This is a genomic window from Streptomyces sp. NPDC048389 (genome assembly GCF_040706335.1).
GTDB lineage: Bacteria > Actinomycetota > Actinomycetes > Streptomycetales > Streptomycetaceae > Streptomyces.
Genome location: NZ_JBEZKP010000009.1, coordinates 116,151 through 141,723, shown reverse-complemented (window position 1 = coordinate 141,723; position 25,573 = coordinate 116,151). Strand labels below are relative to the sequence as shown.

Annotated in this window: 27 protein-coding genes; 12 read left to right on the top strand and 15 right to left on the bottom strand. The window is 71.2% G+C overall.

Annotated elements, in window-relative coordinates:
* Positions 1–285: 285 nt before the first annotated feature.
* Positions 286–1,755, top strand: a complete 1,470-nt coding sequence (locus AB0903_RS09890) for an alanine/glycine:cation symporter family protein (protein ID WP_366700833.1) — start codon at positions 286–288, stop codon at positions 1,753–1,755.
* 126 nt (positions 1,756–1,881) lie between these two features.
* Here the strand turns inward: AB0903_RS09890 and AB0903_RS09885 are convergent, their stop codons facing one another.
* From AB0903_RS09885 to AB0903_RS09865, 5 genes are all read right to left on the bottom strand, one after another.
* The gene (locus AB0903_RS09885) at positions 1,882–3,123 is read right to left on the bottom strand and encodes an MFS transporter (RefSeq protein WP_366700831.1); all 1,242 of its coding nucleotides are present in this window, start codon (positions 3,121–3,123) and stop codon (positions 1,882–1,884) included.
* 124 nt (positions 3,124–3,247) lie between these two features.
* The gene (locus tag AB0903_RS09880; RefSeq protein WP_366700829.1) at positions 3,248–3,928 is read right to left on the bottom strand and encodes a Uma2 family endonuclease; all 681 of its coding nucleotides are present in this window, start codon (positions 3,926–3,928) and stop codon (positions 3,248–3,250) included.
* A 56-nt stretch (positions 3,929–3,984) separates the two neighbouring features.
* Positions 3,985–4,827, bottom strand: a complete 843-nt coding sequence (locus tag AB0903_RS09875) for a hypothetical protein (protein WP_366700828.1) — start codon at positions 4,825–4,827, stop codon at positions 3,985–3,987.
* A 247-nt stretch (positions 4,828–5,074) separates the two neighbouring features.
* A complete protein-coding gene (locus AB0903_RS09870) occupies positions 5,075–5,341 on the bottom strand; it encodes a DUF397 domain-containing protein (RefSeq protein ID WP_366700827.1) in 267 nt (88 codons plus the stop codon).
* Positions 5,322–6,164 (bottom strand): helix-turn-helix transcriptional regulator, encoded by an 843-nt coding sequence (locus AB0903_RS09865; RefSeq protein WP_366700825.1) that lies wholly within the window; start codon positions 6,162–6,164, stop codon positions 5,322–5,324. Before AB0903_RS09865 ends, AB0903_RS09870 begins: the two co-directional genes overlap by 20 nt.
* A gap of 117 nt (positions 6,165–6,281) precedes the next feature.
* Between AB0903_RS09865 and AB0903_RS09860 the strand changes: the two genes are divergently transcribed.
* The 3 genes from AB0903_RS09860 to AB0903_RS09850 all read left to right on the top strand — a co-directional run bounded on the left by AB0903_RS09860 (position 6,282) and on the right by AB0903_RS09850 (position 7,807).
* Positions 6,282–6,500 (top strand): hypothetical protein, encoded by a 219-nt coding sequence (locus AB0903_RS09860; RefSeq protein WP_366700823.1) that lies wholly within the window; start codon positions 6,282–6,284, stop codon positions 6,498–6,500.
* Positions 6,497–6,709: a hypothetical protein gene (locus AB0903_RS09855; protein WP_366700911.1), complete on the top strand. Its 213-nt coding sequence runs from the start codon at positions 6,497–6,499 to the stop codon at positions 6,707–6,709. The genes AB0903_RS09860 and AB0903_RS09855 overlap by 4 nt, the downstream gene beginning before the upstream one ends.
* Before the next feature lie 75 nt (positions 6,710–6,784).
* Positions 6,785–7,807, top strand: a complete 1,023-nt coding sequence (locus AB0903_RS09850) for a hypothetical protein (RefSeq protein ID WP_366700821.1) — start codon at positions 6,785–6,787, stop codon at positions 7,805–7,807.
* 281 nt (positions 7,808–8,088) lie between these two features.
* Here the strand turns inward: AB0903_RS09850 and AB0903_RS09845 are convergent, their stop codons facing one another.
* The 3 genes from AB0903_RS09845 to AB0903_RS09835 all read right to left on the bottom strand — a co-directional run bounded on the left by AB0903_RS09845 (position 8,089) and on the right by AB0903_RS09835 (position 10,541).
* Positions 8,089–8,376 (bottom strand): hypothetical protein, encoded by a 288-nt coding sequence (locus AB0903_RS09845; RefSeq protein WP_366700819.1) that lies wholly within the window; start codon positions 8,374–8,376, stop codon positions 8,089–8,091.
* 216 nt (positions 8,377–8,592) lie between these two features.
* Entirely contained in the window at positions 8,593–9,867 is a 1,275-nt protein-coding gene (locus AB0903_RS09840; RefSeq protein WP_366700903.1) for an MFS transporter, read from the bottom strand.
* A 47-nt stretch (positions 9,868–9,914) separates the two neighbouring features.
* Positions 9,915–10,541 (bottom strand): helix-turn-helix domain-containing protein, encoded by a 627-nt coding sequence (locus AB0903_RS09835; protein ID WP_366700817.1) that lies wholly within the window; start codon positions 10,539–10,541, stop codon positions 9,915–9,917.
* 148 nt (positions 10,542–10,689) lie between these two features.
* Here AB0903_RS09835 and AB0903_RS09830 point away from each other — a divergent pair, with 148 nt between their 5' ends.
* Positions 10,690–12,174: an ABC transporter permease gene (locus AB0903_RS09830; RefSeq protein WP_366700815.1), complete on the top strand. Its 1,485-nt coding sequence runs from the start codon at positions 10,690–10,692 to the stop codon at positions 12,172–12,174.
* Positions 12,175–12,208: 34 nt separating this feature from the next.
* Complete coding sequence (locus AB0903_RS09825; RefSeq protein ID WP_366700813.1) at positions 12,209–12,889, top strand: ABC transporter ATP-binding protein; 681 nt, start codon at positions 12,209–12,211, stop codon at positions 12,887–12,889.
* Between the two features lie 256 nt (positions 12,890–13,145).
* Here the strand turns inward: AB0903_RS09825 and murQ are convergent, their stop codons facing one another.
* Positions 13,146–14,129, bottom strand: coding sequence for an N-acetylmuramic acid 6-phosphate etherase (murQ, locus tag AB0903_RS09820; RefSeq protein WP_366700811.1), 984 nt, complete (start codon positions 14,127–14,129; stop codon positions 13,146–13,148).
* 47 nt (positions 14,130–14,176) lie between these two features.
* Positions 14,177–15,091 carry a MurR/RpiR family transcriptional regulator gene (locus tag AB0903_RS09815; RefSeq protein ID WP_366700809.1) on the bottom strand — a complete coding sequence of 305 codons (915 nt, stop codon included), beginning with the start codon at positions 15,089–15,091 and terminating at the stop codon, positions 14,177–14,179.
* A gap of 56 nt (positions 15,092–15,147) precedes the next feature.
* Here AB0903_RS09815 and AB0903_RS09810 point away from each other — a divergent pair, with 56 nt between their 5' ends.
* From AB0903_RS09810 to AB0903_RS09790, 5 genes are all read left to right on the top strand, one after another.
* Positions 15,148–15,504, top strand: coding sequence for a hypothetical protein (locus AB0903_RS09810; RefSeq protein WP_366700807.1), 357 nt, complete (start codon positions 15,148–15,150; stop codon positions 15,502–15,504).
* Positions 15,501–15,767: a DUF4031 domain-containing protein gene (locus AB0903_RS09805; protein ID WP_366700805.1), complete on the top strand. Its 267-nt coding sequence runs from the start codon at positions 15,501–15,503 to the stop codon at positions 15,765–15,767. The genes AB0903_RS09810 and AB0903_RS09805 overlap by 4 nt, the downstream gene beginning before the upstream one ends.
* 480 nt (positions 15,768–16,247) lie before the next feature.
* On the top strand, positions 16,248–17,321 hold the full coding sequence (locus AB0903_RS09800) for a hypothetical protein (protein ID WP_366700803.1): 1,074 nt from the start codon (positions 16,248–16,250) through the stop codon (positions 17,319–17,321).
* A 551-nt stretch (positions 17,322–17,872) separates the two neighbouring features.
* Positions 17,873–18,904 (top strand): hypothetical protein, encoded by a 1,032-nt coding sequence (locus tag AB0903_RS09795; RefSeq protein WP_366700801.1) that lies wholly within the window; start codon positions 17,873–17,875, stop codon positions 18,902–18,904.
* Position 18,905: 1 nt separating this feature from the next.
* The gene (locus AB0903_RS09790) at positions 18,906–20,669 is read left to right on the top strand and encodes a prolyl oligopeptidase family serine peptidase (protein ID WP_366700799.1); all 1,764 of its coding nucleotides are present in this window, start codon (positions 18,906–18,908) and stop codon (positions 20,667–20,669) included.
* 222 nt (positions 20,670–20,891) lie between these two features.
* Here AB0903_RS09790 and AB0903_RS09785 read toward each other — a convergent pair whose 3' ends face one another.
* From AB0903_RS09785 to AB0903_RS09775, 3 genes are read right to left on the bottom strand one after another with little or no spacing between them, the layout of a single operon-like run.
* Positions 20,892–21,575 carry an RraA family protein gene (locus tag AB0903_RS09785; RefSeq protein ID WP_366700797.1) on the bottom strand — a complete coding sequence of 228 codons (684 nt, stop codon included), beginning with the start codon at positions 21,573–21,575 and terminating at the stop codon, positions 20,892–20,894.
* Between the two features lie 14 nt (positions 21,576–21,589).
* On the bottom strand, positions 21,590–21,901 hold the full coding sequence (locus AB0903_RS09780) for an AzlD domain-containing protein (RefSeq protein ID WP_366700795.1): 312 nt from the start codon (positions 21,899–21,901) through the stop codon (positions 21,590–21,592).
* A complete protein-coding gene (locus AB0903_RS09775) occupies positions 21,901–22,524 on the bottom strand; it encodes an AzlC family ABC transporter permease (RefSeq protein WP_366700793.1) in 624 nt (207 codons plus the stop codon). Before AB0903_RS09775 ends, AB0903_RS09780 begins: the two co-directional genes overlap by 1 nt.
* A 146-nt stretch (positions 22,525–22,670) precedes the next feature.
* Between AB0903_RS09775 and AB0903_RS09770 the strand changes: the two genes are divergently transcribed.
* The gene (locus AB0903_RS09770; RefSeq protein WP_366700791.1) at positions 22,671–23,225 is read left to right on the top strand and encodes a CGNR zinc finger domain-containing protein; all 555 of its coding nucleotides are present in this window, start codon (positions 22,671–22,673) and stop codon (positions 23,223–23,225) included.
* 107 nt (positions 23,226–23,332) lie between these two features.
* Here the strand turns inward: AB0903_RS09770 and AB0903_RS09765 are convergent, their stop codons facing one another.
* Together AB0903_RS09765 and AB0903_RS09760 are read right to left on the bottom strand one after the other, a co-directional pair.
* Positions 23,333–24,541 carry a Cmx/CmrA family chloramphenicol efflux MFS transporter gene (locus AB0903_RS09765; RefSeq protein WP_366700901.1) on the bottom strand — a complete coding sequence of 403 codons (1,209 nt, stop codon included), beginning with the start codon at positions 24,539–24,541 and terminating at the stop codon, positions 23,333–23,335.
* A 180-nt stretch (positions 24,542–24,721) separates the two neighbouring features.
* Entirely contained in the window at positions 24,722–25,471 is a 750-nt protein-coding gene (locus AB0903_RS09760; RefSeq protein ID WP_366700789.1) for a hypothetical protein, read from the bottom strand.
* Positions 25,472–25,573 lie beyond the last annotated feature (102 nt).

Below are 25,573 nucleotides of genomic sequence, written 5' to 3'. Positions count from 1 at the left end.
GGCCACCGGTCGATCAACCGTCCTTGACCGAGGGCGGCACCCCACAAAGGGGTGCCGCCCTCGGGCGTTGCCGCTCAGCGTGCATGTCGCGGGAGAAACCGGTACAGAGTGTGAGATGCGGCACGACCGGAATGTCTTTTCAGCGGGGCGAGGCCCTGGTTAGCTCTCCAGAGCTTTGAACGGGAGAACTCCTTCCGCGGCCGCGGGCATTCAGCCGTACGTGATCCGTACGCATCGCCGCCCGAGCCGAGCCCCGACTCACAAAGACCCGGGACGCACCACATCATGAGCACGCTCAATACCTGGATCGTCGACATCAACGATGTCTTCTGGACCTACCTGCTGATCCCGCTGGTGGCCGTGGCCGGCCTCTGGTTCACCTTCCGCTCCAGGGCGGTCCAGCTCCGGATGGTCCCGGACATGTTCCGGGTCTTCAAGGACAAGCCGGCGGACGGCGTCTCCCCCTTCGGGGCGTTCACCATCTCCGCCGCCGCCCGCATCGGCACCGGCAACATCGCCGGTGTGGCCACCGCGATCACCATGGGCGGGCCCGGCGCGGTCTTCTGGATGTGGATGATGGCCCTCGTCGGCGGCGCCTCCGCGTTCGTCGAGTCCACCCTCGCCCAGCTGTACAAGTCACGCGGCAAGGAGCCCGGCACCTACCGCGGCGGACCGGCGTACTACATGGAGCGCGCGCTCGGCAAGCGCTGGCTCGGTGTGCTGTTCGCCGTGCTCATCACCCTGACCTTCGGGTTCGTCCTCACCGCCGTGCAGTCCAACACCATCACCGTGGCCGTCGAGGGCTCCATGGGCGGCACGGACTCCGGCTGGTTCGCCCCGGTGCTCGGCATCGTGCTGGCCGTGCTGCTCGCGCTCGCCGTGTTCTTCGGCGTGAAGCGCCTCACCGCCGTCACCAAGGTGCTGATCCCGGTGATGGCGGGCGTCTACCTGCTGCTCGGCCTCGTGGTCGTCCTCTTCAACATCACCGCCATCCCCGGCATGATCGCCGACATCGTCGGCGGCGCGTTCGGCTTCCGCGAGGTCGCGGGCGGCGCGGTCGGCACGGCGATCCTCCAGGGCGTGCGGCGCGGCATGTTCTCCAACGAGGCCGGCATGGGCTCCGCCCCCAACGCCGCCGCTTCCGCGGAGACCACGCACCCGGTCAAGCAGGGCCTGGTGCAGACCCTCGGCGTCTACTTCGACACCCTGGTCGTCTGCAGCATGACCGCGTTCATCATCCTCAGCGCCAACCCGACCCTGGGCGAGCGCGGCGGCGCGGACGTCACGCAGTCCGCGCTCAGCGTGGCCCTCGGCGACTGGGCCGGGCACATCCTGACGCTGGTCGTCTTCATGGTCGCCTTCAGTTCCATGATCGGTAACTACTACTACGGCGAGTCCAACATCCGCTTCATCACCGGCAGCGCGTCCGCGATGACCGGCTACCGGGCCGTCGTCCTCGCCTGCGCCGTGCTCGGCGCGATGGGCTCTGTCAGCGTCGTGTGGAGCCTCGCCGACATCACGATGGGCGCGATGGTCCTGGTCAACCTGATCGCGATCCTGCCGCTGTCGGTGATCGCCTTCCGGCTGATGGACGACTACACGGCCCAGCGCCGCGCCGGACTGGACCCCGTCTTCACCCGGGACCGCATCCCCGGCCTGAAGGGCGTGGAGTGCTGGGAGCCGGCCGGTGCGGACGCCGACAGGGCACAGCAGCCCACCACGGCGCACGGCGGGCGCGCTGACACGGACCTCTGATCCCTCCCGGATCGGACCTGTCCGCAGGACCGAGGGCGGCACCCCATCCCCGGGGTGCCGCCCTCGGTCGGCGCCGCGCTTCGCCGCGCATTCATGGATCGAGGGGCGGCGTCCTCGGCGGGCCGCTCACCCGGCCTCCTGCCTCGCGGGCGCCGAGGCCGTCGCTGCCCTCGACCGGCCGAGCGCGGCGGCCACCAGCAGGTAGGGGAGGGCCAGCAGGGCGAACACCGCGCCGTGCGACGCGTGCGGGGACAGTGCCGCGTAGGCGCCGTACGCCAGCAGGGAGGCGATGTTGGTGCCCTGGCCGGCGAGGGAGGTGACGGTGGCCCGGCTGCGGCCGGTGATCGCCGACTGGAGACGTACGTCGGCCAGTACGTCCGCGAGCTGGAAGACGCCGAACGCGAGGCCGAGCAGCACGAAACCGGCCGGAGAGCCCGAGAGGGCGCCCGCCGCGAGCGCGGCGGCGGCCACCGCGACCAGTGCGCCCACCGTCCGGTCCGTGAGCCGTTCGCCCGGCCCCACCAGCAGCGAGCCGAGCGTCACGCCCACCCACACCACCAGCACCAGCAGCGGTACGGTCTCGGTCGCGACGCCCGTCGACGCGGCCAGCAGCGGCACGTACTCGTCCAGTACGCCCCAGATCGACGTGATCACGACGGCGAGGACCATGGCCCGGCGGACGGGCCGGCTGCCGCGTACCTCGGCGAGGCCGTCCCGCAAGGTCGCGGCGTAGCCCGGTCGTTCGGCCTTCGCCCGGTGGTGGACGGCGGCGCGGTGCTCGGGGAGCGTCGCGCCGACCGCCGCGCACAGCAGGCACGCGGCGATGCTGCCGCCCCAGATCAGTGTGTCGCCGCCGAAGGCGAGCGCGGGCGCGGCGGCGGCGGTCGCCGTGGCGGTCGCGGCCATGCTGACGGCCGCCGCCCGGCCCATGACCCGCCCGTACCGCTCGGCCGCGCCGAGGCGGTCCAACTCGTCGTGGACGAGGGCCTCCATGGAGCCGGAGCGCAGCGAGCCGCCGATCGCCCAGAGCGTGAACCCGGCGGCGTAGGCGGCGTAGGAAGGGGTCAGGGCCCAGAGCGCGAAGCCGCAGGCGGTCAGCACCGGGCCGATCGCCATCAGGGCCTTGCGCGAGACGGTGTCCGCCCATACGCCGGACGGCACCTCGACCAGCAGGCCGACGACGCACCAGATGGCGAACAGGGAGGAGATCTCGGCGGTGGTCAGACCGTGCTCGGCGAAGAGCAGGGCGTAGAGGGGGTAGAGGAGGACGAAGTCCTCAAGTCCCGCGTAGGCGTAGAGCTTTCGCTCCAGGCTGCGGACGCGGGGGTCGAGCGGGGAGGCGTGCGGGCGCGACAAAGACGTGAGCATGCGTGTGGTCCTCGGGTGGAACGGACGGGGGACGCCGGGTGCTCACCCGCGCGGCGGCCCGCGACAGCCCGTTCCTGGACCGGATGCGGTGGATCAATGTCGTCGTCGGCTCATGCGGCCGAGTCTACGCCTGGGAGTAGTCCTTGAGCTTCTCCGTTTCGAGGGTGATGTGGACGGGGGAGGGGAGGTCGACGGTGTCGCCGTAGAAGTAGGTCCTCACCAGCCGGTAGATGCCCTCCTCCGGCTCGCTGTGGACGACGAGGGTGTCGGAGTCGCGGTCGATGAGAAGGTAGACGGGGATACCGGCCGCTGCGTAGCCGTCGCGCTTGTCGACGCGGTCGCGGCGGCCGGTGTCGCAGTCGTACGAGGTGACCTCGACGGTCATGAGGACGCCGTCCGGATCTGCCCACTCGCCCGGCTGAGTGATGAAATGGTCGATCGGAGCGAGCGCACCGTCCGCCCTGGCACGGCCCGCCCGGTACGTCTTCACCGTCAGGCCCTGTTCCGGATAGAGCGCCAGTTCAGGGCGCTGCTGCATGCACTGCCGCAGCAACCACATGACGATGGCTCCGTGAGGCATGTCCGGCACGGGCTTGACCTCTAGCTTTCCGTTGATGAGTTCGAGCCGCACCGTCTCCGGGGCCTTCCTCGCCAGTTCCTCGAAGTCCTCGACGGAGATCGGGCCGGGCTTGACCACCAGCCGTCCGTCGACGATCCCGAGCTTGACGCCCTCAGGGGCGTTGTCTGCCAACTCCTCGAAGTCCTCGACGGAGATCTCGGGGTTGTCGGCGCTGATGCGGGTCATGGCGTCGCCTCCTCCCCTCCATCGTGCCCCGTGGCGGGGCCGGGTGAGCGGCACGGTCATGTCTGTGTCCTTGTCGTTTCGAGCGCGCGGGAGGCCGCCGCGCGGGCCTCGGCGGCGTGGGCGTGGACGCGGGCGGCGGGGAGAGCCGGTGGCGCGGGCGGGGCAGCGCCTCGGCAGCGGGCGCAGGCGCCGTCCACCAGGGCGTCGGACCGCCCCGGCACCCCGCACGTGCCGCATTCGAGGACACGGATCGGCGGCGGCACGCGGACCGGCTCCGGCGGGAGCTTGTCGACCAGGCGGCGGCGGGCGAGCGCGGCGGGGGCGTGCACGGGGGACGGCAGGCCGGCCGTCAGCGCCTGCGTGATCCGGCGGGCGTCGGAGCCCCGCGCGAACCACTCCTCCACCAGCGGCGCCAGCGCCTCGCACTCGGCGTGGGACAGGGACATCACCGGCTGCTCCCGGCCCAGGGCCGCCAGCAGGATGTACGCCCGCGAGCGGGTCGGCCGGCGCTTCTCGACCGGCACGTCACCACGCTGGAACGCCGCCCACCACGCGTCGTCGCGCGCCGTGCGGGACCACCAGGTGCGGGTCACCCACAGGAGCGATCCCGACTCGCTCTCCACCAGTTCGAGACCGCGCCGCAGATGCCCGGCCTCGATGAGGCGGCCCAGCACGCGGGCGGTGGCGTACTGGCCGTAGGTGGTGTGCTTGGCCAGCGTCTTCACCGAGATGTCGCTGTTCTCGGCGAGCCTGTCGATGTACGCCGCGAGGGGCCGGTCCCGCTTCGGGAGGTGGTCGAAGTCGTGGTCCGTGCGGGGGCGTTGGTCGGGCGCGGGGCGCTTGCCGTAGCCGGGGTTGGCGAGGGGGTGCGGGGCAGCACTAAGCTGGCAGTCAGCCATGGGATCGCCTTCTTCGATCTTGATGGTCAGACCCCCGCAGGTGTTGGTAGCACCTGGCGGGGGTTGTTCGTTTATCGGAACGCTAGAGCGTGATGACGCTGCGTGGCAAGTCGGTCGCGTGATGTCAACTCGACAGGGCGGGTGGGTGGGTTCACAGAGGACCCACCTCCCACATCACTGTGAAGAGCGCTCGAATCTCGGGACTTGAGCTCCGGGACCGCCGCCTCGGCCCTGCCTCGGCCCTGCCTCAGCCCTGCTTGAGGTCCGCGACAAAGGCGGACCAGGCGGCGGCGGGGAACGCGAGGTGCGGGCCGTCGGGGTCCTTGGAGTCGCGGACGGGGACGACGCCGGGGTGGCCGTCCGCGACTTCGAGGCAGTTGCCGCCGCTGCCGTCGCTGTAGGTGGACTTGCGCCAGGTGGCGACCTCCAGGCAGTTGCCGCCGTCGCCGCCGCTGTAGCTGGACTTGTGCCAGAGGGCCGTCGTCAGGTCGTACTCATGGCTGCTCGTCTTCATGCGCGTAATCCTCCGCCACTGACTCGATCAGGGCCAAGGACGATTCCGGCGACAGTGCGCTGGCCCTGACCAGATCGTAGGTCAGCTGGTGGCGGGCGACCGTGGCCGGATCGTCCTCCAACTGGCCTGCGCCGGGGCTTTCGAGGTAGGCGAGCGGTGGCGCGTCCGGGAAGGACATCAGCTTGAGAGCGCCGATCATCGACGCGTGCGCGCCCGCCGCGAACGGCAGCACCTGCACGATGATCCGGTGTCGGCGTGCCAGGTCCGCCACATGGCGCAGCGCCTCGGCCATCACCGCCGGGCCGCCCGTCTCGCGCCGCAGCACCGCCTCGTCGAGGACCGCCCACAACAACGGCGTTGTTGGATCGGTCAGCAGGTGCGCGCGGTCGAGCCTCGCCTCCACCAGCTCGTCGATCACCTCCCCCGGAGCCGTCGGGTGGTACGCGCGGAACACGGCACGCGCGTACGCCTCCGTCTGGAGCAGGCCGGGGACCAGGAGCGGCGCGTACTCCTTGATGGTCTCCGCCGCCGCTTCCGCCTCCGCCGCCTCGGCGAAGTGGTCCGGGTAGCGGGACTTGTTGGACACCTCGCAGTTGCGGGTGAAGAAGTCGTCCGTGCCCAGGACCTCGTCCAGGCGGGCCGCGTGCTCGGGGAGGATGCGGCGCGTGCCGGCCTCCATCTGGCCGATGTACGAGCCGCTGACGAACAGCGGCTCGCCCAGCTCGTCCTGTGTGAGACCGGCCTTTATGCGGGCGTGGCGCAGCTCCGCGCCGAGCAGGGCGCGTGGTGAAGTCGACGGGTCGAGGTCCTTGGGTCCGGGCATGGTGCAACTCCCTGATCGACAGGTCGCGTTGTTGTGCTGCCGTCCCTTCCCAGGCTAGTCAGCATCCGTACACGCTGGGTGATGAATCGGAACACTGCGTACTGGAGGTGTGGAAACATGACGGTGGTGCGATCGGCCGAGCGGCTGCGGGCGGCCGAGGAGGTGGTGGCACAGCTCAGATCGGGGCTGGACACGGTGTCGGTGACGTTGCCCTCGCTGCGGGTGGACGTGGTGTCGCTGGCGAGCGAGGCGCCGTATCCGCTGGTCGACCTGGGGCGCTGCAACCTGGACACGGCGCTTCGGCTGGCGGCCGTGCTGCAAGGGCTGGAGAAGTGAGCACGCCGTGCGACGGCGGGTACGCCGTAGACGTCCGGGACGGGCGGGTGGGGATCGTCATGGGACGGGTCGGTACCTGCGTACAACTGCGGCCGCCGGGCGGAGGCAGGGAGTGGGACTGCCCGTCCGGGGATCTGCGGCCCGCGACGCCGGGCGAGGTGCTGCGGGCGCGGGTGCGGGAGGTGAACGCGGCGGGGCGGCTGCCCTGACATCATGTGGGCGTCGCTGCACGGGAGTTCGGGTTCCTGGAATGATCGTCCGACCACTCCAGGAGGGACGCGGGCGTGACATTCGGGGGACAGAATCCGTACCGGCGGGACGGGCGGCCGCAGCCGCCGGGGCCGCCGCCTCGGCCGGGCGTACCGCCGCAGCCGGGGCCGTATCCGGGGCCGGGGCCGTATCCCGGCCCGTACCCGGGGCCGCCGCCGTATCCCCCGTACGGCCCGCCGCCCACGCTGTGGCAGCGGTTCCGGGAGGACGAGTGGCCCCCGCTGCGGGATCTGCTGGGCGAACTGCGGCGGGTGCCGGGCTGTCTGCTGGCGCTCGGCATGTGCTGCGTGTGGCCCGCGCTGGCGGTGCTGATCGGCTATCCGCTGGCCAGGTCCGCACGGCGGCAGGCGCGGCGGAGGTTCCCCGCGCACAGCATCCGCCGCTACCACGACCCCGACGTGTGGCGCGTGCAGAAGACCCGGGCGTGGGCCGCGCTGGGCGCGTCGTTCCTGATCCTGGTCGCCTACGGCACGGAGGCGGACTGGGACGAGGTGCAGGAGCAGTACTTCTTCCGGCTGGCCATCACCCCGTGGCTGCTGCTGCTCACCACCCCGCTCGTGCTGCTCGTCCTGTTCCGGCTCGCGCCGCCCGCCGCACGGCCGGGGATGCGGGCGCGCCTGCGGCCCGCCGTCCGCTCGGTGCTCTGGTACTTCGGCGCCTTCACCACTGTGCCGCTGCTCTTCGCGGGCGTGATGCTGCTCAGCCAGGAATACCAGTACAGCCCGCTCAGTCCGCTGATCACACTGGCGCTGCTGCTGCCGGTGCTGTGGGTGCTGTTCTTCGTCGTCTTCGCGTCGACGACGGTCGTCCGTACCGCGTTCAGTACGGCCGACGTGCACGCGGGGCTCCCGGCGCTGCTCACCGGCGTCCTGGTGTGGGAGCTGGCGGTCATCAACCTGTCCACGGCGGGGATGCCGCCGGGCCCGCCGTTCGTCCAGATCTGCGCGGTCGTCGGCGGCCCGGCGTCGGTGACGGCCATCGCCTGGTGGGAGCTCAGCCGCCTGCGGACGCGGTACGGGGTGACGCTGCGGGGCTGAGGCGGCCTGCGCGGCCGAACGCTGCAGCCGCTCACGCAAGACGCCCGGCTGGGATACCCAGCCGGGCGCCTGCGTGAACAGTTGACGTCACAGCAACCGACCGCCCTGTGCGACCGGTCGGAAAGCACACTCCTACGGCCTCGGCAGCCGACGAACTGGATGCCACGGCCCGCAGGGCGCGGGCTTACAGCAGTTGTTCCCGCTGCTGCCCGAGTCGGCCGAGCTCGACGGGTACGCCCGTTGGTCGCTTGCCGGTGCGCGCTGGTACGCGTCCCGCGTCGTCAGATGAGATCGAGGACGAGGTCGAGCGCCGATGACGTCTCGGCGGTGGAGCTGTTGCCGGCCACCGTGTCCTCGCCGCTGCAGATCTGCTGAACCGAGGTCGCGGTCGCCGGGCCGCTGCCCAGGAGGGTGATGGGCCCGGTCGCGATGTTGACGAGGCCGAGCTGGAACGTGTCGTCGCCGACCCGAGAGTGCTGCTCGCAGATGACCACGTTGGTCTTGTCGCCGCCCGTGTTGTCCTTGTCGCTGGTGGTGTCGGAGGCCGCGGCGACACCGGCCCCGAACATACTGAAACTTCCGAGCATTGCAGCTACCAGGGCAGCATTGCGAAGCTTGCGCACAACATCTCCACTTCCGTCAGAGTCGACGTGATGAGTGATGGGTGGAATCTTACAAATATGTAAGCTAAGCCATGTTTACGTCATTTCGGGCGCGACATGCCGATGACTGACCTTGTGTCGGAGGCGATGGCGGTCGCGACCGAGCACTCCGAGTGCCCGAGGTCAGACGCGTTCGGGCAAGCCCGTGGCGGCGGGGCGCGATTCGGGCGCGGTCTTCATCCGGCGCGTCCACAGCAGGGCGCCCAGCAGCAGCGTGGTGGCGCCCATCAGCCACGGCAGCGGGCCGATCGGCAGCGAGCCGGCGACCAGGCCGGCCAGCGCACCGGACAGTTGGAGCGCCAGGGACTTCACCGACAGGGCGGTCGCGCGGAGTGTGCTGTCGACGCGGTGGTGCAGCAGGTCGTTCTCGTTCGGGCCGGCGGCGCCGAAGCCGAGATACGCCAGGCCGTAGCCGACGGCGGCCAGGACGGGAGCGGCCGTGCCGCCGTCCCAGGCGGCCGTCACACCGAGCAGCACCATCCCGGACGTGCTCACTCCGAGAGCGGCCAGCACCGCGCGTTCGCCGCTGCCCGTCAGCCGGGCGACCAAGGGCGCCGAGTGGCTGCCGAGCGCCGTGCACAGGAAACCGGCGCAGGCGAGCGAGGCGTAGAGCACGGCACCGGACTCCGGTGCGCCGGTGAGCCGGGCGGCCCGTCCGGGGGTGAGGAGCTCGATGGAGGCGAGCGCCGCGCCGACGGCCACGGACGTCAGCAGCACCCGGCGTACCAGCGGCTCTGTGACGCCGAGCCGCAGCCCGCCGAGCATCGTCGCCGGGACGCCCCGGAGCACGCCGCGCAGCGTGGCGGGCGGCCGGGGCGGCTCCGGCAGGGCCGTCAGCACGTATGCCACGTATCCGATGCCCACGGTCGCGCCGAGCAGGCCCGGGACCGACAGCGGCAGTACGAGCCCCCCGGTGGCGCCGGTCAGCCGGGCACCGGGGTCCGCGCCGAGGCTCAGCAGGAGCGGCAGGGCGCCGCCGACGAGGGTGCCGACGGCCAGCGCCGCGGCGCCCGCGGTGCTGCCGCGGGCGAGACCGGTGCGCAGTTCGGCGGTGGGTCCCAAGTGCGCGTGGACCGTGTCGACGTACCACGCCTCCGCCGGGCCGCTGGAGAGCGCGCGGCCCGTGCCCATCAGGAACATGGCGACGGCCAGGGCCCAGACGGTGGTGCCGAGCGCCATCACGGTCAGCGCGGAGAGGTTGAGCAGGCCCGCGCCGGCGAGGACGGCGCGGCGGCCGATGACATCGGACAGGCCGCCGGTCGGCAGCTCCATGACGGACACGGTGATCGAGTGGACGGCGAACAGCCCCGCGACGACGGCCAGGCTCATGCCGCGCTCGGTCAGCAGCAGCACTTGGGACGGTATGTAGAGGCCGACCGGCAGCCAGAAGAGGAACATGACGGCGACGAAGCGGCGCCGCGCGGTACGCGGGTCCAGTGTCTGGTTCACGAGCGGTTCTCCGCGCGGACGGCGAGGCCGGCGGCGAAGAGTACGACCTGCTCGGCGCGCGGATCGCCCTCGTCGCGGGCGGCCAGCTCGGTCACGGTGCGGGAGAAGGTGTCGAACAGCTCCGTGAGCGCCTCGGGCGTCAGCCGCGCCACCAGGTCGGTGATGCCGGACGGCTCGCGCCAGTCGTCGCCGAGGCGGCCGGCCGCGAGGTCCTCCTGGTGCCGGGCCAGGGAGCGCTCCAGATGGTCGAGCTGGGCGCGGCGGGCCACGTCGACGAACGCCTGCGCCGCGTCGGAGCCGGCCATCGCGGCGTTGTTCCAGCTGGTGACCTCGTGCACCGCCCTCCAGCGCCGCTCCCGACCGTCGCGGTGCTCGGCCTCCGCGATGAAGTCGTACTTCGCCAGCACGCGCAGGTGGTAGCTGGTCGACGCGGACGACTCGCCCGTCCTGACCGCCAGTTCGCTCGCGGTCGCCGGGCCGTCCATGCGGAGCATGCCCAGCATGCGGATGCGCAGGGGATGCGTCAGCGCCTTGAGGGCGGCGGCGTCCCGGCCGGGGTCGAGGTCGCGGCGGCTGTATCCGCGGGGTCGGTCGGGTCCGTCGGGGAGCTTCTGGTCGGCCATGAGGGGAGCGTAGAAGGAGCGGGGTGGTTTGCCAAAGGATTTTTGCAAAAAGAGTTTGGTGATCCTGGAGGAGCCGGCACCTGCGAACTCATGCGGCTCTCATCGTGGGCTCAACTCCTCATCACACCGCGTCCATACGTTTCGCGCCATGTTCTTCACCTACCTCCGGCGCGAGCTGCGCCGCCGCAGGAAAGCGGCGCTCGTCGTCGCCTCGGGGCTCGCCCTCGGAATCGCCCTGGTCATCGTCGTCACCTCCGTGTCGTCCGGGATGAACCGCGCCCAGGACAAGGTCCTCCAGTCGCTGTACGGGCTCGGCACCGACATGACCGTCACCAAGGCCGCCGAACCACCCGGCGAGGGCGAGACCGTGCGGCGGCCCCGCTTCCGGTTCGACGCCCAGGACGAGGGCGACGACGCCGCCCAGAGCAACGACATCGTCATGGTCCAGGGCTTCCAGACCCTCGACGCCGAGACCGTCGACCAGGTCGGCGAACAGGACGGCGTCGCCGACGCGGTCGGCGGACTGAGCGTCAACGTCGTCAAGGTCGACGGGGAGTTCAAGCGCGGCGCGGTCCAGGCGCAGCCCGTACAACCCGCTGATCCGGGGCAGGGCGGGACCGGCGGGGGCACCGGGGGCGGTGGCGGTGGCGCCGTACGGGGCGGTGGGGCCGACTTCGACGTCGACTCGTACACCGCGTACGGAACGGACGTCGCCCACCAGGAACTCGGCCCCCTGACCTCCTCGGAGATCACCTCCGGGCGGACCTTCGAAGCGAACGAGACCGATGCCGAGGTCGCCGTCGTCGACAGCGCGTACGCCAAGGAGAAGGGCCTCGCCGTCGGCGACAGGCTGACCATCTCGGGGACCGACTACGCGATCATCGGCATCGCGACCGCCGACAGCGGCGACGCCGCGGCCAACGTGTATCTCCCGCTCGCCCAGGCGCAGCGCCTCGCCGACGCCAAGGACAAGGTGACCACCGTCCATGTCCGGGCGACCGACTCGCAGAAGATCGACAGCGTCAAGGACACCATCCAGCAGAACATCTCCGGTACGACGGTGACCACCTCCGCCGACCTCGCGGAGACCGTCTCCGGCTCGCTGTCCACCGCGTCCGACCTGGCGTCCGGCGTCGGCACGTGGCTGTCCGTCCTCGTCCTCGCCGCGGCCTTCCTCGTCGCCGGGCTGCTGACGTCGTCGGCGGTGAGCCGGCGGGTACGCGAATTCGGCACGCTCAAGGCGCTGGGCTGGCGCAGCGGCCGGGTGACCCGGCAGGTCGCCGGAGAGGCGCTCGTCAACGGCCTGGTCGGCGGCGCGCTCGGCATCGCCCTCGGCGTCGCGGGAGCGTGGCTGATCACCACGTTCAGTCCCACGCTCACGGCACAGCTCGGCGCGGCCGGTGGCGGGCCGGGCGGGGGCGGCCTCCGGGTGGCCGGACCCGGCGGCGGTGGCGGGTCCGCAGGGGAGTCGTCCTCCCGCGCCCTCGACATCGCGCTCACCGCGCCCGTCTCGCTCGCCACGATCGGCCTCGCCGTCGCGCTCGCCGTCGCGGGTGGTCTGGTCGCGGGCGCCTTCGGCGGCTGGCGTGCGGCCCGGCTGCGGCCTGCGGACGCGCTGCGGCGCGTCGAGTGACCTTCGTTTCCCTTATGTGCAAGAGGAGTTGCTGATGTATCAGCTCAATGGTGTCACCAAGCGCTACCGGCGGGGCAAGGACAGCGTGAACGCCCTCGACGGCGTCGACCTGACGATCGAGGACGGCGGCCGGCTCGTCATCCAGGGCCCGACGGGCGGCGGCAAGTCCACGCTGCTCCAGATGCTCGGCGGCCTCGACCGGCCGAGCGAGGGCAGCGTGATCCTGGACGGGACGGACCTCGCGACCCTGCCCGAGGCGAGGCTGACACGGGTGCGGGCCGAGAAGATCGGCTTCGTCTTCCAGAGCTTCAATCTGATCCCCACGCTCACGGCCCAGGAGAACGTCGAGACCGCGCTCGTACCGCTCGGCCTCAAGACGGCAGAGCGGAGGGAACGGGCGGGGGAGGCGCTGACCTCCGTGGGCCTCGGGGAACGACTGCGGCACCTGCCCGGCGAGCTGTCCGGCGGACAGCAGCAACGGGTGGCGATCGCGCGCGCACTGGTGAAACGACCGGCGGTGCTGTTGGCGGACGAACCCACGGGCAATCTCGACGAGTCGATGCGCGACGAGATCATGGAGGTGCTGGAAGGGCTGTGGGACGAGCACGCCTTCACGTTCGTGATGGTGACGCACGATTCGGCGCTGGCGGGGCGGGCGCGGAGGGTGGCGACGATTCGCAAGGGGCGGGTGACGGTGAGGGAGCGGGTGGGGTGAGGGCGTAGGGGTGGGCGGGGCGTTGCGCGCGGCGCGGGGGTCGTGCGGGTGCGGGCGGGTGGCGCCTGCGGGGCCCGTGTGGGGTGCGGGCGGGGTGAGGCGTTGTGCGGGCGGGGGCGCCTGCGGCGGGCTGTTCCCCTACCCGCCCCTTCCCGAAACCGGGGCTGCGCCCCCGGACCCCGTTTCGGGGGCTGCGCCCCCGGACCTCCGCGCCTCGAACGTCGGTGGGGCTGGAAGTGTCCCGGCTTGCCGCGCCTCACGCGTCGGTGGGGCCGGTTCGATCCCCGGGGGCGGAGTCGGTGGGGCCGGGGGTGTCCTCCGCGTCCTGGAGCGCTGCGCGGAGGTTGCCCTTGGCTCGGGACAGGAGGGTGGACGCCGTCGGGGCGTCCACCGCGCCGAGGATCACCAGGATCGCGTTCTTCACCTCGCCGTCCGTCGCCTCCAGGGCCGACTCGATCTCCTTGTCCGACGCGCCCGTCGCCAGTGCCACGATCCGCCGGGAGCGCGCGTGGAGCTTGTCGTTCGAGGCGCGGACGTCGACCATCAGGTTTCCGTAGGTCTTGCCGAGCCGGATCATCGTGATCGTCGAAATCATGTTGAGCACCAGCTTCTGCGCCGTGCCCGCCTTCAGCCTGGTCGAACCGGTGAGGAATTCGGGCCCGGTGACGACCTCGATCCCGTGGTCCGCGGCGGCGGCGAGCGCGCTGTCCGCGTTGCAGGACAGACCGATGGTGAGCGCGCCCAGGCCACGGGCGTGTTCCACCGCGCCGACCGCGTACGGCGTGCGGCCGGACGCCGAGATCCCGACCACCGTGTCGTCCGCGGTGAGCTTCAGGCCGTCCAGGTCCGCGGCGGCCAGTTCCTTGCTGTCCTCCGCGCCCTCCACGGCCGTGACCATCGCGGTCGGGCCGCCCGCGATGAGGCCCAGGACCTCCGACGGGTCGGTGTTGAAGGTGGGCGGGCACTCGCTGGCGTCCAGCACGCCGAGCCGGCCCGCCGTGCCGGCCCCCGCGTAGATCAGCCGGCCGCCGCGGGCCATGCGTTCGGCCGTGGCGTCGATCGCGTCGGCGATGACGGGCAGTCGCGCGGCGATGGCCGCCGGGACGGACGCGTCCTCGCCGTTCATGGTGCGCGCGATCTCGAGCGTCGGCAGCCGGTCGATGTCGGCGAGCTCGGGCCGGAACGCCTCGGTGGTCAAAGTGGCCAGCTGGGCGCGGAGTTCACCGTACGGGGAGGTCATGAGGAGCGGCTCGGCTTTCTCGGTCGGCGTCGGCGTCGGCGTGAGCGTCAACGGGTGCGCGGGCTGTGGCGGTGGGCGAGGGCCTCGTAGGAGGCGGCGAGGGCAGGGGCCGCCGACTCGTACGTACGCTGGGCCACGCCTATGAACAGGCAGTCGACGACGAGGAGTTGGCTCGTCCGCGAGGACATCGCGGCCGGTCGCAGCTCGCTTTCGCGGGCGGTCGAGGTGGTCAGGACGTGGTCGGCGTACTGCGAGACCGGCCCGTCCGGGCGGCCGGTGATCGCGATCGTCGTCGCGCCGCGGTCGAAGGCGGCCCGCAGCGGCTCGATCACGTCCCCGGTGGAGCCGGAGTGCGTGATCGCGATGGCCACGTCGCCCGAGCGCAGCTGCACCGCGTTGGTGACCGCGAGGTGCGGGTCCGCGTGCGCGTGGGCGATCAGGCCGATGCGGAGCAGCTTCTGCGCGAGGTCCATGCCGACGAGGGACGACGCGCCGACGCCGTAGATGTCGATGCGGCGGGCCGTCGACGCGGCGGTCACGGCCGCCGCGAGCTGGACGGTGTCCAGACCGGCGGCGGTGTCGGCGAGGGTCTGCTGCTCGTCGTAGGCGAGCTTGGCGACGACGTCCGCGATGGGGTCGTCGACGGCGATGTCGGTGGTGATGGCGGGGGCCCGCCCGGACTCCTGGTGCGCGGCGAGCCCCGCGAGCGCCAGGCGCAGGTCGCGGTAGCCGGGGTAACCGAGCAGACGGGCCGTACGGACCACGGTGGCCTCGCTGGTGCCGGTGAGCTCCGCGAGGCCGGTGACCGTGAGGGCCGCGCAGCCGGCCGGGTCGTCGGCGACGGCTTCGGCGACCCGCTGCATGGAGCGGGTCATGGACGGCGCGAGTGTGCGCACCTTGGCCGCGAGGGCGGCAGGAGCGGGAGCGTCGCCCGTGAAAGTTTCCTTCACTGGATTGGTCACCCTTGAAAGGTATTTTCGCGTTTCGGCTGCCGTCAAGACCCGGAGACAATGGGCTCATGGACGACTCGAACCCACTGGAGCAGGCGCTGCACACGGCCCGCGCCCTGGTCCTCGCCGACCTGGCCGCCCGCGACGTCGCGGAGGCGACGGTCGTCTCCATGGTCGAGGACGCGGTCACGCACCGCCGCTGGTGGGTCGAGCAGTGGCCGGAGGGCGCGCCGTACGTCGCCGGTCTCGTCGCCCAGGACGTTCAGGACGCCCTGCTGGAGCGGCACGGCCGCTGGCCGCTCTGCCCGGTCTGCGACGCGGGCGACCCGCACGCCCTCGAGGTCGAACCGGAGCTCGGTCCCGACCCGCACTGGGTGTGCGCCAAGGCAGGCGTGGTGGTGGCCCCCATAGGCGGGCTGCGGTGACGGTCTACATCGATCCGCCGACCTGGCCGGGCCATGGGCGGATATGGTCGCACCTGGTCAGTGACGTGTCGTTCGAGGAGCTCCACCGTTTCGCCGCGCGGATCGGGTGTCCGCCGCGCGCCTTCGAGCGGGACCACTACGACGTCCCCTCCCACCGGTACGCGGACGCGGTCGCGGCGGGCGCGGTGGAGATCGGCTCCAAGGAACTGGTGCGCCGGCTGACGGCCGCGGGGCTGCGCAGGCCGAAGGGCCGGCCCGCTTAGATCCGTGTCGCGGCTCCGGACCGCGGCTCCGCGTCAGGGTTCCGGACCGCGGCTTCGCGTCGGGGCTTCGCGTCAGGGTTCCGGACCGCGGCTTCGCGTCGGGGTTCTCCGCCGCGGTTTCCCCTCGCGGCCCGGGTGCACCGCCGCCGGGCACGCGGTCTGCCGCCGGAGCGCGCGGTCGATGTGGGCTGGATCTCCGGTATGCGGTGATGTGACGGTCGGGATCATGGCTGAAAAGTTCGGCCTACCGGTCGTTTCGTGTAGGTAAAAGATGCGTACTTGACAACTCTTGCTCAAGTGAAATCGCGTGATGGTAGCGGTGTGCTTACGGATTTCATGCTTCCGGTTCCAGCTTGTCGAAGCTTAAACCTCACTCCAATTTCAGCCGTACTTCCAGGCCGCGTTGCGCGCCTCAAGTCGGTTGATGTTGGCTATGGCCTGGGTCGAGCGGATAATGACCGATGAGAGGACAAGCTGGTTATGGCGGCGATCAAGATTAATCCGGCTCGGTACAGTCAGTTCGGGCCGGCGGAAGGCAGTGTCTTCTGTCTGATCACGAACCGCGAGCTCGAGAGCGAGCTCGAGATCGTCAAGGAAGCTCCGTACGCGGAATACCGGACGATCTTCATCGGTAAGGGTGACGACTTCGAGGCAATGCTCGCTGAAGGAACGATTCCTCAGCGGTCGCACTCCTTGGTCATCTCGCCGTACCGGTTCTTTGAGTCACCCTCGGAAGAGGCTCTCGGTCAGAATCGCAAGCTGATGGGGATGGCCTGCAACTCGACGCCCGCCGATCTCGAAATCATCCGGCATTTCATCGGCGTCATCGAAAATACTTCCGCGAAGGAGCAGGGAGAGTTCAGCGACCGCTTCTTCGAGCTCGCCGAGTCCACCGACCGCCTGATCTACGTCGACGAGCGTCACGGCACGCGCGCCGAACTCGACCACCTCGCGGACGGTCTGATCTGGAACCAGCAGGCCGGACCGCTCGAGTGGGGGGAGCAGCAGATCGTCCCCTCCGGCGAGATCAGCGTGCTGCCGATGCAGATCGTCGAATTCGACGAGAAGCTGCACCTTCCGCTCGAGGGAAGCATCGCGTTCCGCGGGTTCCCCATCCTGCACAGCGGCACGCCGTCGTTCATCCGCAAGGACCAGGCCCGCCTCGCCGGCAAGCTCGCCGGCCTGGAACACGAAGCGGTGGTCTGCGACGTCACCAAGGGGACGATCACCTCGCTGCGCCCCTTCCGAAAGGAAGGCGCCGAGGTCGCCAAGGTCTTCGAGGCAATGTTCGAAATCGACTCGCGCTACACGCTGGTCTGGGAGATCGGACATGCACTCAACACCAGCCTGGACATCCTGCCGGGCAACCATGCCATGAACGAGGTGTACGGCGGCGAACGCGGCTGCCTCCACTGGGGACTGGGCCTGACTCCCTTCACCCAGTACCACCTCGACATCATCTCGCCCGACACCACCGTGTACACCGAAAGCGGTGACGTGGTCCTGGGCGACAAAGGCGGCGCTCCCAGCGTTCGCATGGCCGCTGTTGCCTGACCGGCCATGAACGAATCGCGCGAGCGCGAAATCCATCACGGAAAGGAGGTGGCAGCCATGAAGAAGACCATCAAGGTTCGCAAGAACAGCAACTACCTCGGCACCCTGCTGGGCTGAGGCCGGCCGGGCCGTTTGTGAAGGCCCGCCCGCCTGTCGGATCGAGCAACAGTTGGGGGGTGTTCGCCGTGAAGAAGACCATCAAGGTTCGCAAGAACAGCAACTACCTGGGCACGCTGCTGGGCTGAGCCGGGCCTCGGGCCGCATCTGCGGGCCCGCCCGCCCGCCTGTCGGATCGAGCAACAGTTGGGGGGTGTTCGCCATGAAGAAGACCATCAAGGTTCGCAAGAACAGCAACTACCTGGGCACGCTGCTGGGCTGAGCCGGGTAGCAGGCAGCCACGCGCGAAAGGCTCGAGAAGCATCGCGCCGGGTGTGCCGTAAGCGAGGCGGGCCGAGGTGATAGCTCGGCCCGCCTCGCTGACACACCGGCACAAACGATCTGGGAGTGTCACAGTGATTATCGTCCGTCCTGATGCCTGTCGCCAGTACCCGGTGGGCCGGAACCGATTCATACTCGTCCTGGAACAGCGCTTCTCGGACTCCTTCCGGATCGAGCCACCGAGCCGCTACGAAGCATGGGACACGGTCACGGCCGGAGCGGACCAGTCCCTGACCGACGTACTGCGCTCCGGCATCCCCGAGGACAGCGACGTCCTGGTCGTGGCCCAGGACGACCGACTGCTGACCGCCCCCGGCCTTGAGGTGGGCCCGCGCCGTACCGTCGCCGTTCTCCGCGCGGGTACCGGCCCCCTCGCCCTCGATCAACTGGGCAGCCTTCTGGCATCACTTGAGAAGACCGACCCCGACGCCCTCGGCCGGACCGGCGCCGCGCTCGCCGCCGCCGTGGGTGCGGCCGGCGGCCTGGTCCTCGAAGAGGCGCTGACCGAGTCCGTGGCCAAGATGACCTTCGCCGCCCCGGAGTGGTCCCGGACCGACACCGGTACCTTCCGGCCGGGCGCCGTGCAGAGCGCGCCCACCGGCCTGCTGAGGCTGGACCTCACGAACCCCGGCACCACCGTCACCGGGCAGATCGCCGTCAAGGGCTGGTCCGTCGTACGCACGCGCACGCCCGGCACGGCCTCCTCCCGGGAGCTGTTCGAGAAGCTCTCCGGGCTCTCGCACTACCCGCTCGTGCTCACCGTCGAGGACGGTGCGGTGACCGACATGAAGGCGACGGAGACAGGGTCCGCGACCGCGGCGGCCGCCCTGACGCAGCTCTTCACCACGGACCCGGGCCACCGCGCGGTCACCGGGGTCGAGTTCGGCATCAACCCGGCCGCACCGCAGCTGCCCTTCAACTCCGAGTCCAACGCCGTCGGTACGGGCAGGGCCGCGGCCTCCGTTCACCTGGTGTTCGGCTCGCTGCCGCTCAACGAGTTCCAGATCGTCCTCGACTGCGCGACCAGCTCCCTCACCGCCCTCGACGGCACCGCCCCCCTGGCGGGAGCGGGTACCACCGCCGCCGGTTCTGCCCCGCGACGCCGGATGAACCGTGTCACCGCGGCCGGTTGCGGTTGCCACTGACATGAGCGCCCTGGACACACCGCTGTGGGAACAGCGTTTCCGAGCCCCGCGCCACACGCTCCCCGCCTGGGCCAAAAGCTCCCCGGAGCGCTGCGTGTTCGTCAGCGACCGCTCCGGCAATGCCCAGGTCTACTGCTGGGACCGCACGGCCGGCACGCTGCGGCAGGCCACCGATCGGCCCTCCGGCGTCCAGCACTGCGCCATCGAGGCGTCCGGTGAGGCCGTGTGGTGGTTCGCCGACACCGACGGCGACGAACGCGGCCGGTGGATGCGGCAGCCGTTCGGCGGGGGGCCCGACGAGCCCGCCGTACCCGGTCTGGACCCGTACTGGCCCGCGGGGCTCGCCCTTGGCCTGCGCGGACACAACCTGCTCGGCCACAGCACCGAGCACGGTACCGATGTCTCCCTCGTGCTGCCCGGCGGCGGTTCCCGCCGCCTCTACCGGCACGAGGAGCCCGCGTACGCCGTCGACCTGTCACGCGACCTCACTCTCGCCGTCATCGCGCACAGCGAGCGCGGCGACCTGTGGGATCCGGGCGTGCGCGTCCTGACCACGGACGGCCGTGCCGTCGCCGACATCGAGGGCGAGGCCGTCGGCTTCTCCCCGGTGCCCGGGGACAACCGGCTGCTGGTCCTTCAGCCGCGCGAGGACCGCTGGGAGCCCGCCCTCTACGAGCCACGCACCGGTGAGCGCGTCGGCCTGGACCTCGGGCTGCCCGGCGAGACCTCCGTCGAATGGTCGCAGGACGCCTCCTCTCTGCTGGTCGTCCACGATTACCAGGCACGCTCGGAGGCGTTCGGCTACGACCTGGCCGCCCGCGAGCTGACCCGGTTGAAGATCCCCGACGGCACGATCGAGCACGCCCGCACCCGGCCCGGCGGCGATGTGTGGTTCCAGTGGTCGAACTCCGCGCAGCCGCCCGTCTTCCTGGCCCTCGACGACGACCCGCGGTTCCCCGCCACCGATCGTCCGCCGCAGACCGCGCTCGTCCGCGACATCTGGGTCGACGGCCCCGGCGGACGCGTCCACGCCCTGGTGAGCCTGCCCCGGACCGGTGCCGGACCGCACCCCGCGGTGTTCCTGCTCCACGGCGGGCCCGACGAACACGACCGGGACTCCTTCGACCCCGAGACCGCGGCCTGGACGGACGAGGGGTTCGCCGTCGTACGCGTCAACTACCGCGGCTCCACCGGCTACGGGCGGGCCTGGACAGAAGCTCTGCGGCGCCGTGTCGGCCACACCGAACTCGAGGATGTCACCGCCGTACGGCAGTGGGCCGTCGACCACCGGATCGTCGACCCGGACCGTCTCGTACTGGCCGGCTGGTCCTGGGGCGGCTATCTGACCCTGCTCGGGCTCGGCACCCGGCCGGACGACTGGACCGTCGGCCTGGCCGGTGCTCCGGTCGCCGACTGCGCCGCCGCCCATCGCCAGGCCATGGACGACATCAAGGCGCTCGACCGCAGTCTCTTCGGCGGCACACCGGAGGAAGTCCCCGAGGCTTACCGCGTCGCCTCGCCCGCCACCTACGCGGATGCCGTCCGGGCGCCGGTCTTCATCTGCGCCGGCGTCAACGACGCGCGCTGCCCCATCGACCAGGCCCGCGCCTACGCCCGGCGTCTCGAGGCCCGCGGCCTGCCGGTCGAATTCCACGCCGTGGACGCGGGCCACAGCCTGACGGCCGTGGAGGAACGCGTCACCGTCTTCCGCCGCCAGATGGAGTTCGCCCGTACGCACACCGGCGCCGCAAGGAGGCTCCCATGACCTGCCGCTGCACCCCCGGGGACACCACCCGCCGGGAGGACATCGTCGTCCACCGTCCGCGGGGGCGTCGCGGACTGCTGCTGCGTTGGCGTACTCCCGCCTGAGTCGTTTCCGGCTCGTACCGCGAGGGCATCGCCGTCCGCCGTCCGCCGTCCGCCGTTCGCGGGGGCGTCGGGGCCTGTTGCTGCGTTGGCGTACTCCTGCCTGAACCGCTTCCGGCTCCTACTCCAGGGCCCCGCCCACCCGGGCCATGTGCATGCGGAAGGTGTACGACGGGTCCTCCCGCCGATGGTCCTGGAACTCCGCCCAGGCCAGCTGCTCGCGCAGACTCACTCCGCGCAGCGCCTTCTCGGCCTGGCGCTGCTCGGCCACCACAATGGCCCGGGCGACATCCACGACCTCCGAGTGGATCCCGGCGGGGACGATGACCAGGCCGTCCGAGTCGCCCACCGCGACGTCACCCGTCTCGACCGGGAAAGCCTGCTCCGCGGCGCCGTCGCCGTCCGGACGCAGGGTGGGCGACGACGGGCACGGCCCCAGGCTGAACACCGGCAGCCTGATGACGGCCAGCTCGTCGGTGTCCCGGTGGCACCCCCACACCACCAGGCCCGCCATGCCGGCCAGCCGCGCTTCGATCGCGACGAGATCGCCCACGCACGCCTCGTCCGTGCGCCCCTCGTTGTCGATGAACAGCACGTCCCCCTTGCGCGCCCCGTCCAGGCCCTCGAGGACCGAGGCGACACCCTCGGTGTGGCGGATCCGGCGCAGCGGACCGGCCAGCCTCATCCCCGGCGCCGCCGGTCGCAGGGGCAGCGGTGGCACCGTGAGCCGGTGCCCCAGCCGGATGCCCGCGTCCCACAGCGCCGCCGTCGGCCACATCTGCCCGTCCGCCGGATCTACGCCCATGACTGCGATTCCTCTCATCCTGCGATCAGCCGGGTTACCGCCGCGGCTGCCGCGCCCAGGAACACCACGAGCAAGGTGGGCCAGTTCCGCCAGACGCCGAACGCGCCCACGAGCAGACCCACCACGCGGGCATCGACCGTCAAAGCGCGGCCGCTGCCGAAGATCTGAGTGGCGATCAGTGCCGCCAGCAGCGTCGGCGCCATCAGAGCCACCACGCGCTGCATGCTGTCCGGCAGTTCCTGCCCGCCCAGCAGCACCGGCCCGGTGGCCTTCAGCGCCATCGACACGGCACCCACGAGGAGCACCGCCAGCCATACTCCGCTCATCACTTCTTCCTCAATCCCAGCAGACAGGCGACGGTGGAGGCGATCAACGGCACGCCGGGTGAGGCGACCGGCGTCAGCGACAGCGCGATCGCGACCCCGAGGATCGCGCACACGAGCGCACGCCGATCGGCGATCTGCCCCTTGAGCAGGGCCAGGAAGAGGACGGGCGACACCACGTCCAGTCCGAAGCGCAGCGGGTCCCCGACGTACTGCGCGCCCAGCACGCCGACGGCCGTGCCGCCCACCCAGGCGCAGTAGACGACCACGCCCGCGCCCAGCAGCCGGCCGCGCGAGTAGCGGCCCTCGCCCAGATGCCCCACGGCCCAGGACTCGTCCACCACGAGCTGCGCGGAGAAGAAGCGCTTGACGGCGTTGCCCGTCATCGCCGGGGCGACGCTGATCCCGATCGGGAGATAGCGGGAGTTGAGCAGAACGGCGGCCACGATGGCCGCGGCGATGCCCCCGCCCGTGCCCACCACGGACGCGGCCGCGAACTGGGCCGATCCGGCGAAGGTGGTCAAGGACATGGCGATGGGCGCCATGATCCCCATGTCGGCGGCCCGGGCCACGACGCCGAAGGAGACGGCGAAGCCGAAGACGGCGATCGCCAGCGGGATCGCCATCCGCGCTCCGCGCAGCCATTCTTCCCTGAAGCCGGCCGGAGGATAATGCCCTTCAGGTGCGTCGGCGGGAGCAGATAATGCCTCTTGGGAGTCCATCGACCCTCCATGTCGAGACGATCCATTGCGACAGATAATACGGAGCCATGATGAGATTTACTAGTTACTCCGAGGATCCGGCGACATGGGCCGAGGACCTGGTCAACACCTACAACGTGGTCCGTGAAAGAGAAAAGATGCCGGATCCGGCCGCGCTGGCGGAACTTCTCCTCGCCCACGGAATCCGTATCAAAGGCGTGCCCACGCGTAAGGACCTCGAGAGGGCCCGCGCCCTGCGGACGGCCCTGCGGGAAGTCTTCGGGGCCTCCGACGAGGCGACCGCGGTCGCCCTGCTCAACGGCATCCTCGCCGAGCACCAGGCGGTCCCGCACTACACCGATCACGACGGCGAGTGGCACCTGCACGTCACCGACCCGCAGGCCCCGCCCGTCGACCAGTACGCGGTGAACGCCGCCATGGGCCTCCTCGGCGTCATCACCACCACGGGGATGAGCCGCCTGCACATCTGCGACGGCAACCGCTGCGAAGAGGTGTTCGTGGACGTCTCCCGCAATCAGTCGCGCCGCTACTGCAGTCCGCAGATCTGCGGAAACCGCGCGAGCGCGGCGGCCCACCGAGCCCGCCGACGTGGTGCCACCCGCTGATCGGCGGGCGGAGGGTGCGTGAGTGGAGGACGAGCGGGGTCAGACCCGCTCGGTGCGCGGCCCGCTGATCGGTGAGTGGAGGGCGCCTGACTAAAGGACGAGCGGGGTCAGACCCGCTCGGTGCGCAGGGCACCCGCCCCGGCGCCGGCCGTCGCCCCCGCCACCACCCGTGACCTGCCGTGCAGCCGCATCGCGACCGTGACGAGGCCGATCGCGACGAGCATCATCGCCGCGCCCGCCCAGGCCGTCGACGCGAAGCCGAAGTCCGCGTCGATGACCACGCCGCCGAGCCAGGGGCCGCCGGTGTTGCCCAGGTTGAAGGCGGCGGTGGTCGTCGCGCCGGCGAGGGTCGGAGCCGCGCCCGCGACGTTGAACATCCGGGCGTTGAGCGCGGGGGCCGTGAAGAACGACGAGAAACCCAGCAGGAACGACAGCGCCACCGCGACGGCGGCGTACGAGGAGAACAGCGCGAGCGACGTCAGCAGGACGGTCGACGCGGTGATGCCGCTGAGCATCACGCCGAACAGGTGCGCGTCCGCGATCCGGCCGCCGAGCGTCGAACCGGTCAGCGCGCCGATCCCGAACAGCGCCAGCACCGTCGGCACCCAGCCGGCGTCCAGCCCGGCCACGTCCGTGAGCAGCGGGCTGAGATACGTGAAGAGGCAGAACACGCCGCCCGCCGCGAGCGCGGTGATCGCGACCGCCAGCCACACCTGGCCGTCGCGGTAGATCGTCAGCTCCTCCTTGAGCCGCGGCCTCCGCTCCGGGAGCGGGATGCGCGGGATACGGGCCACCACGCCGATCAGCGCGACACCGGACGCGGCGCCGACCGCCCAGAACGCGGAGCGCCACCCCAGGTGCTCCCCGAGGAACGCGCCCGCCGGTACGCCGAGGACGTTCGCGATCGACAGGCCGCCGATCATCACCGCCATGGCCCGGGCCCGCTGGTTCACCGGCACCATGGCGATCGCGACGGCGGCGCCGACGGCCCAGAAGCCCGCGCACGCGAGCGCGCTGATCACGCGCGACGCGAAGAGCACCTCGTACGTCGGGGCCAGGGCGCCCGCGACCTGCCCGAGGCCGAATACGGAGATCAGGGTGACGAGAGTGGTCCGGCGCGGCAGCCGCAGCGTCGCCACGGCGAGCAGCGGTGCGCCGACCACCATGCCGACCGCGAAGGCCGACGTCAGCAGCCCCGCCTGTGGAATCGAGACGTCCATGTCGCGTGCGATCGGCGGCAGCAGCCCGGAGAGCATGAACTCGCTGGTTCCGAGGGCGAACACGGACAGGCCGAGTATGTAGACGGCGAGTGGCATACGGGTGCGGGCTGAGGCTGCGGGCATGACAGGTGCCAACACATGGTTGAAGCCCGGAATTCCCCCGCCGGGTTCCGGGGCGTGCTGCCTGCCTCCGCTCAGGATGCGGTGGGTAGCTGCGGCTTGGTGGTGAGGTTGCGAGTTCCCCGTTGGGTCCCGGGGCGTGCCGCCTGCCTCCGCTCAGGATGCGGCGAGCAGCTCCAGCTCGACGGTGAGGTTGTGGCGTGCCCGCTGCTCCCACTCGCGCTGCCCGTGCGGCGTACGGAACAGCCGCGGCAGGCCGAGGAGCTGCCGGAGCACCGCCGCGCGGCCGTCGCGGAACGCCTCGTCCGGGACGAAGGCGTACTCGTCGCGGACGGCCGCCGCGTAGGCGGCGTACGTCTCCGGGGCGGCGGCCAGCACCGCCAGGTCGGCGTCGCACAGCACCTGGCCGTTGCGGTCCGCCGTGTCGGGGTCGTGGGTGACGGTGAGGCGGACCAGGCGGGCGACCTCGGCGGTGGCCCGGTCGCCCACCCCGGCCTCCGGAAGCGCGCGCTCGGCGAGACGCGCGGAGCGCTCCTCGTTCTCCGACCGGTCGGGCAGACAGACCGCGTCGTGGAACCAGGCGGCGAGACGTACGAGCGCCGGGTCGTCCGCGTACTGCTCCAACTCGTCGATGCGGTCCAGGACGGCGACGAGGTGATCGGTGGTGTGGTACCTGCGCTGCGGCTCCGCCCAGCGGGCGAGCAGATTCTCCGCGTACGCGGCGGGGTCGGCCGCGGCCGCCGTGCCGGCTTCACCGGTCTCTGCGGCCTCTGTGATCTCTGTGGTCTCTGTGGCCTCTGTGACCTTTATGGCCTCTGTGGCCTCGCTGCCGCGGGCGGCGAGCAGCGTCCGGAGCCAGCGGCTGCGGAGGTCCTCATGGGCGGGGTGCTGCGGAACGGCGGCCATGCCCCTCATTCTGCCCGCCGCCGTATGGCCTGTTCCGACGGGTCAGGTGGCTGTCGCGCGGCTGTGCGGGCATTAGGCTGGACATTGGACTAGACCTGTCGG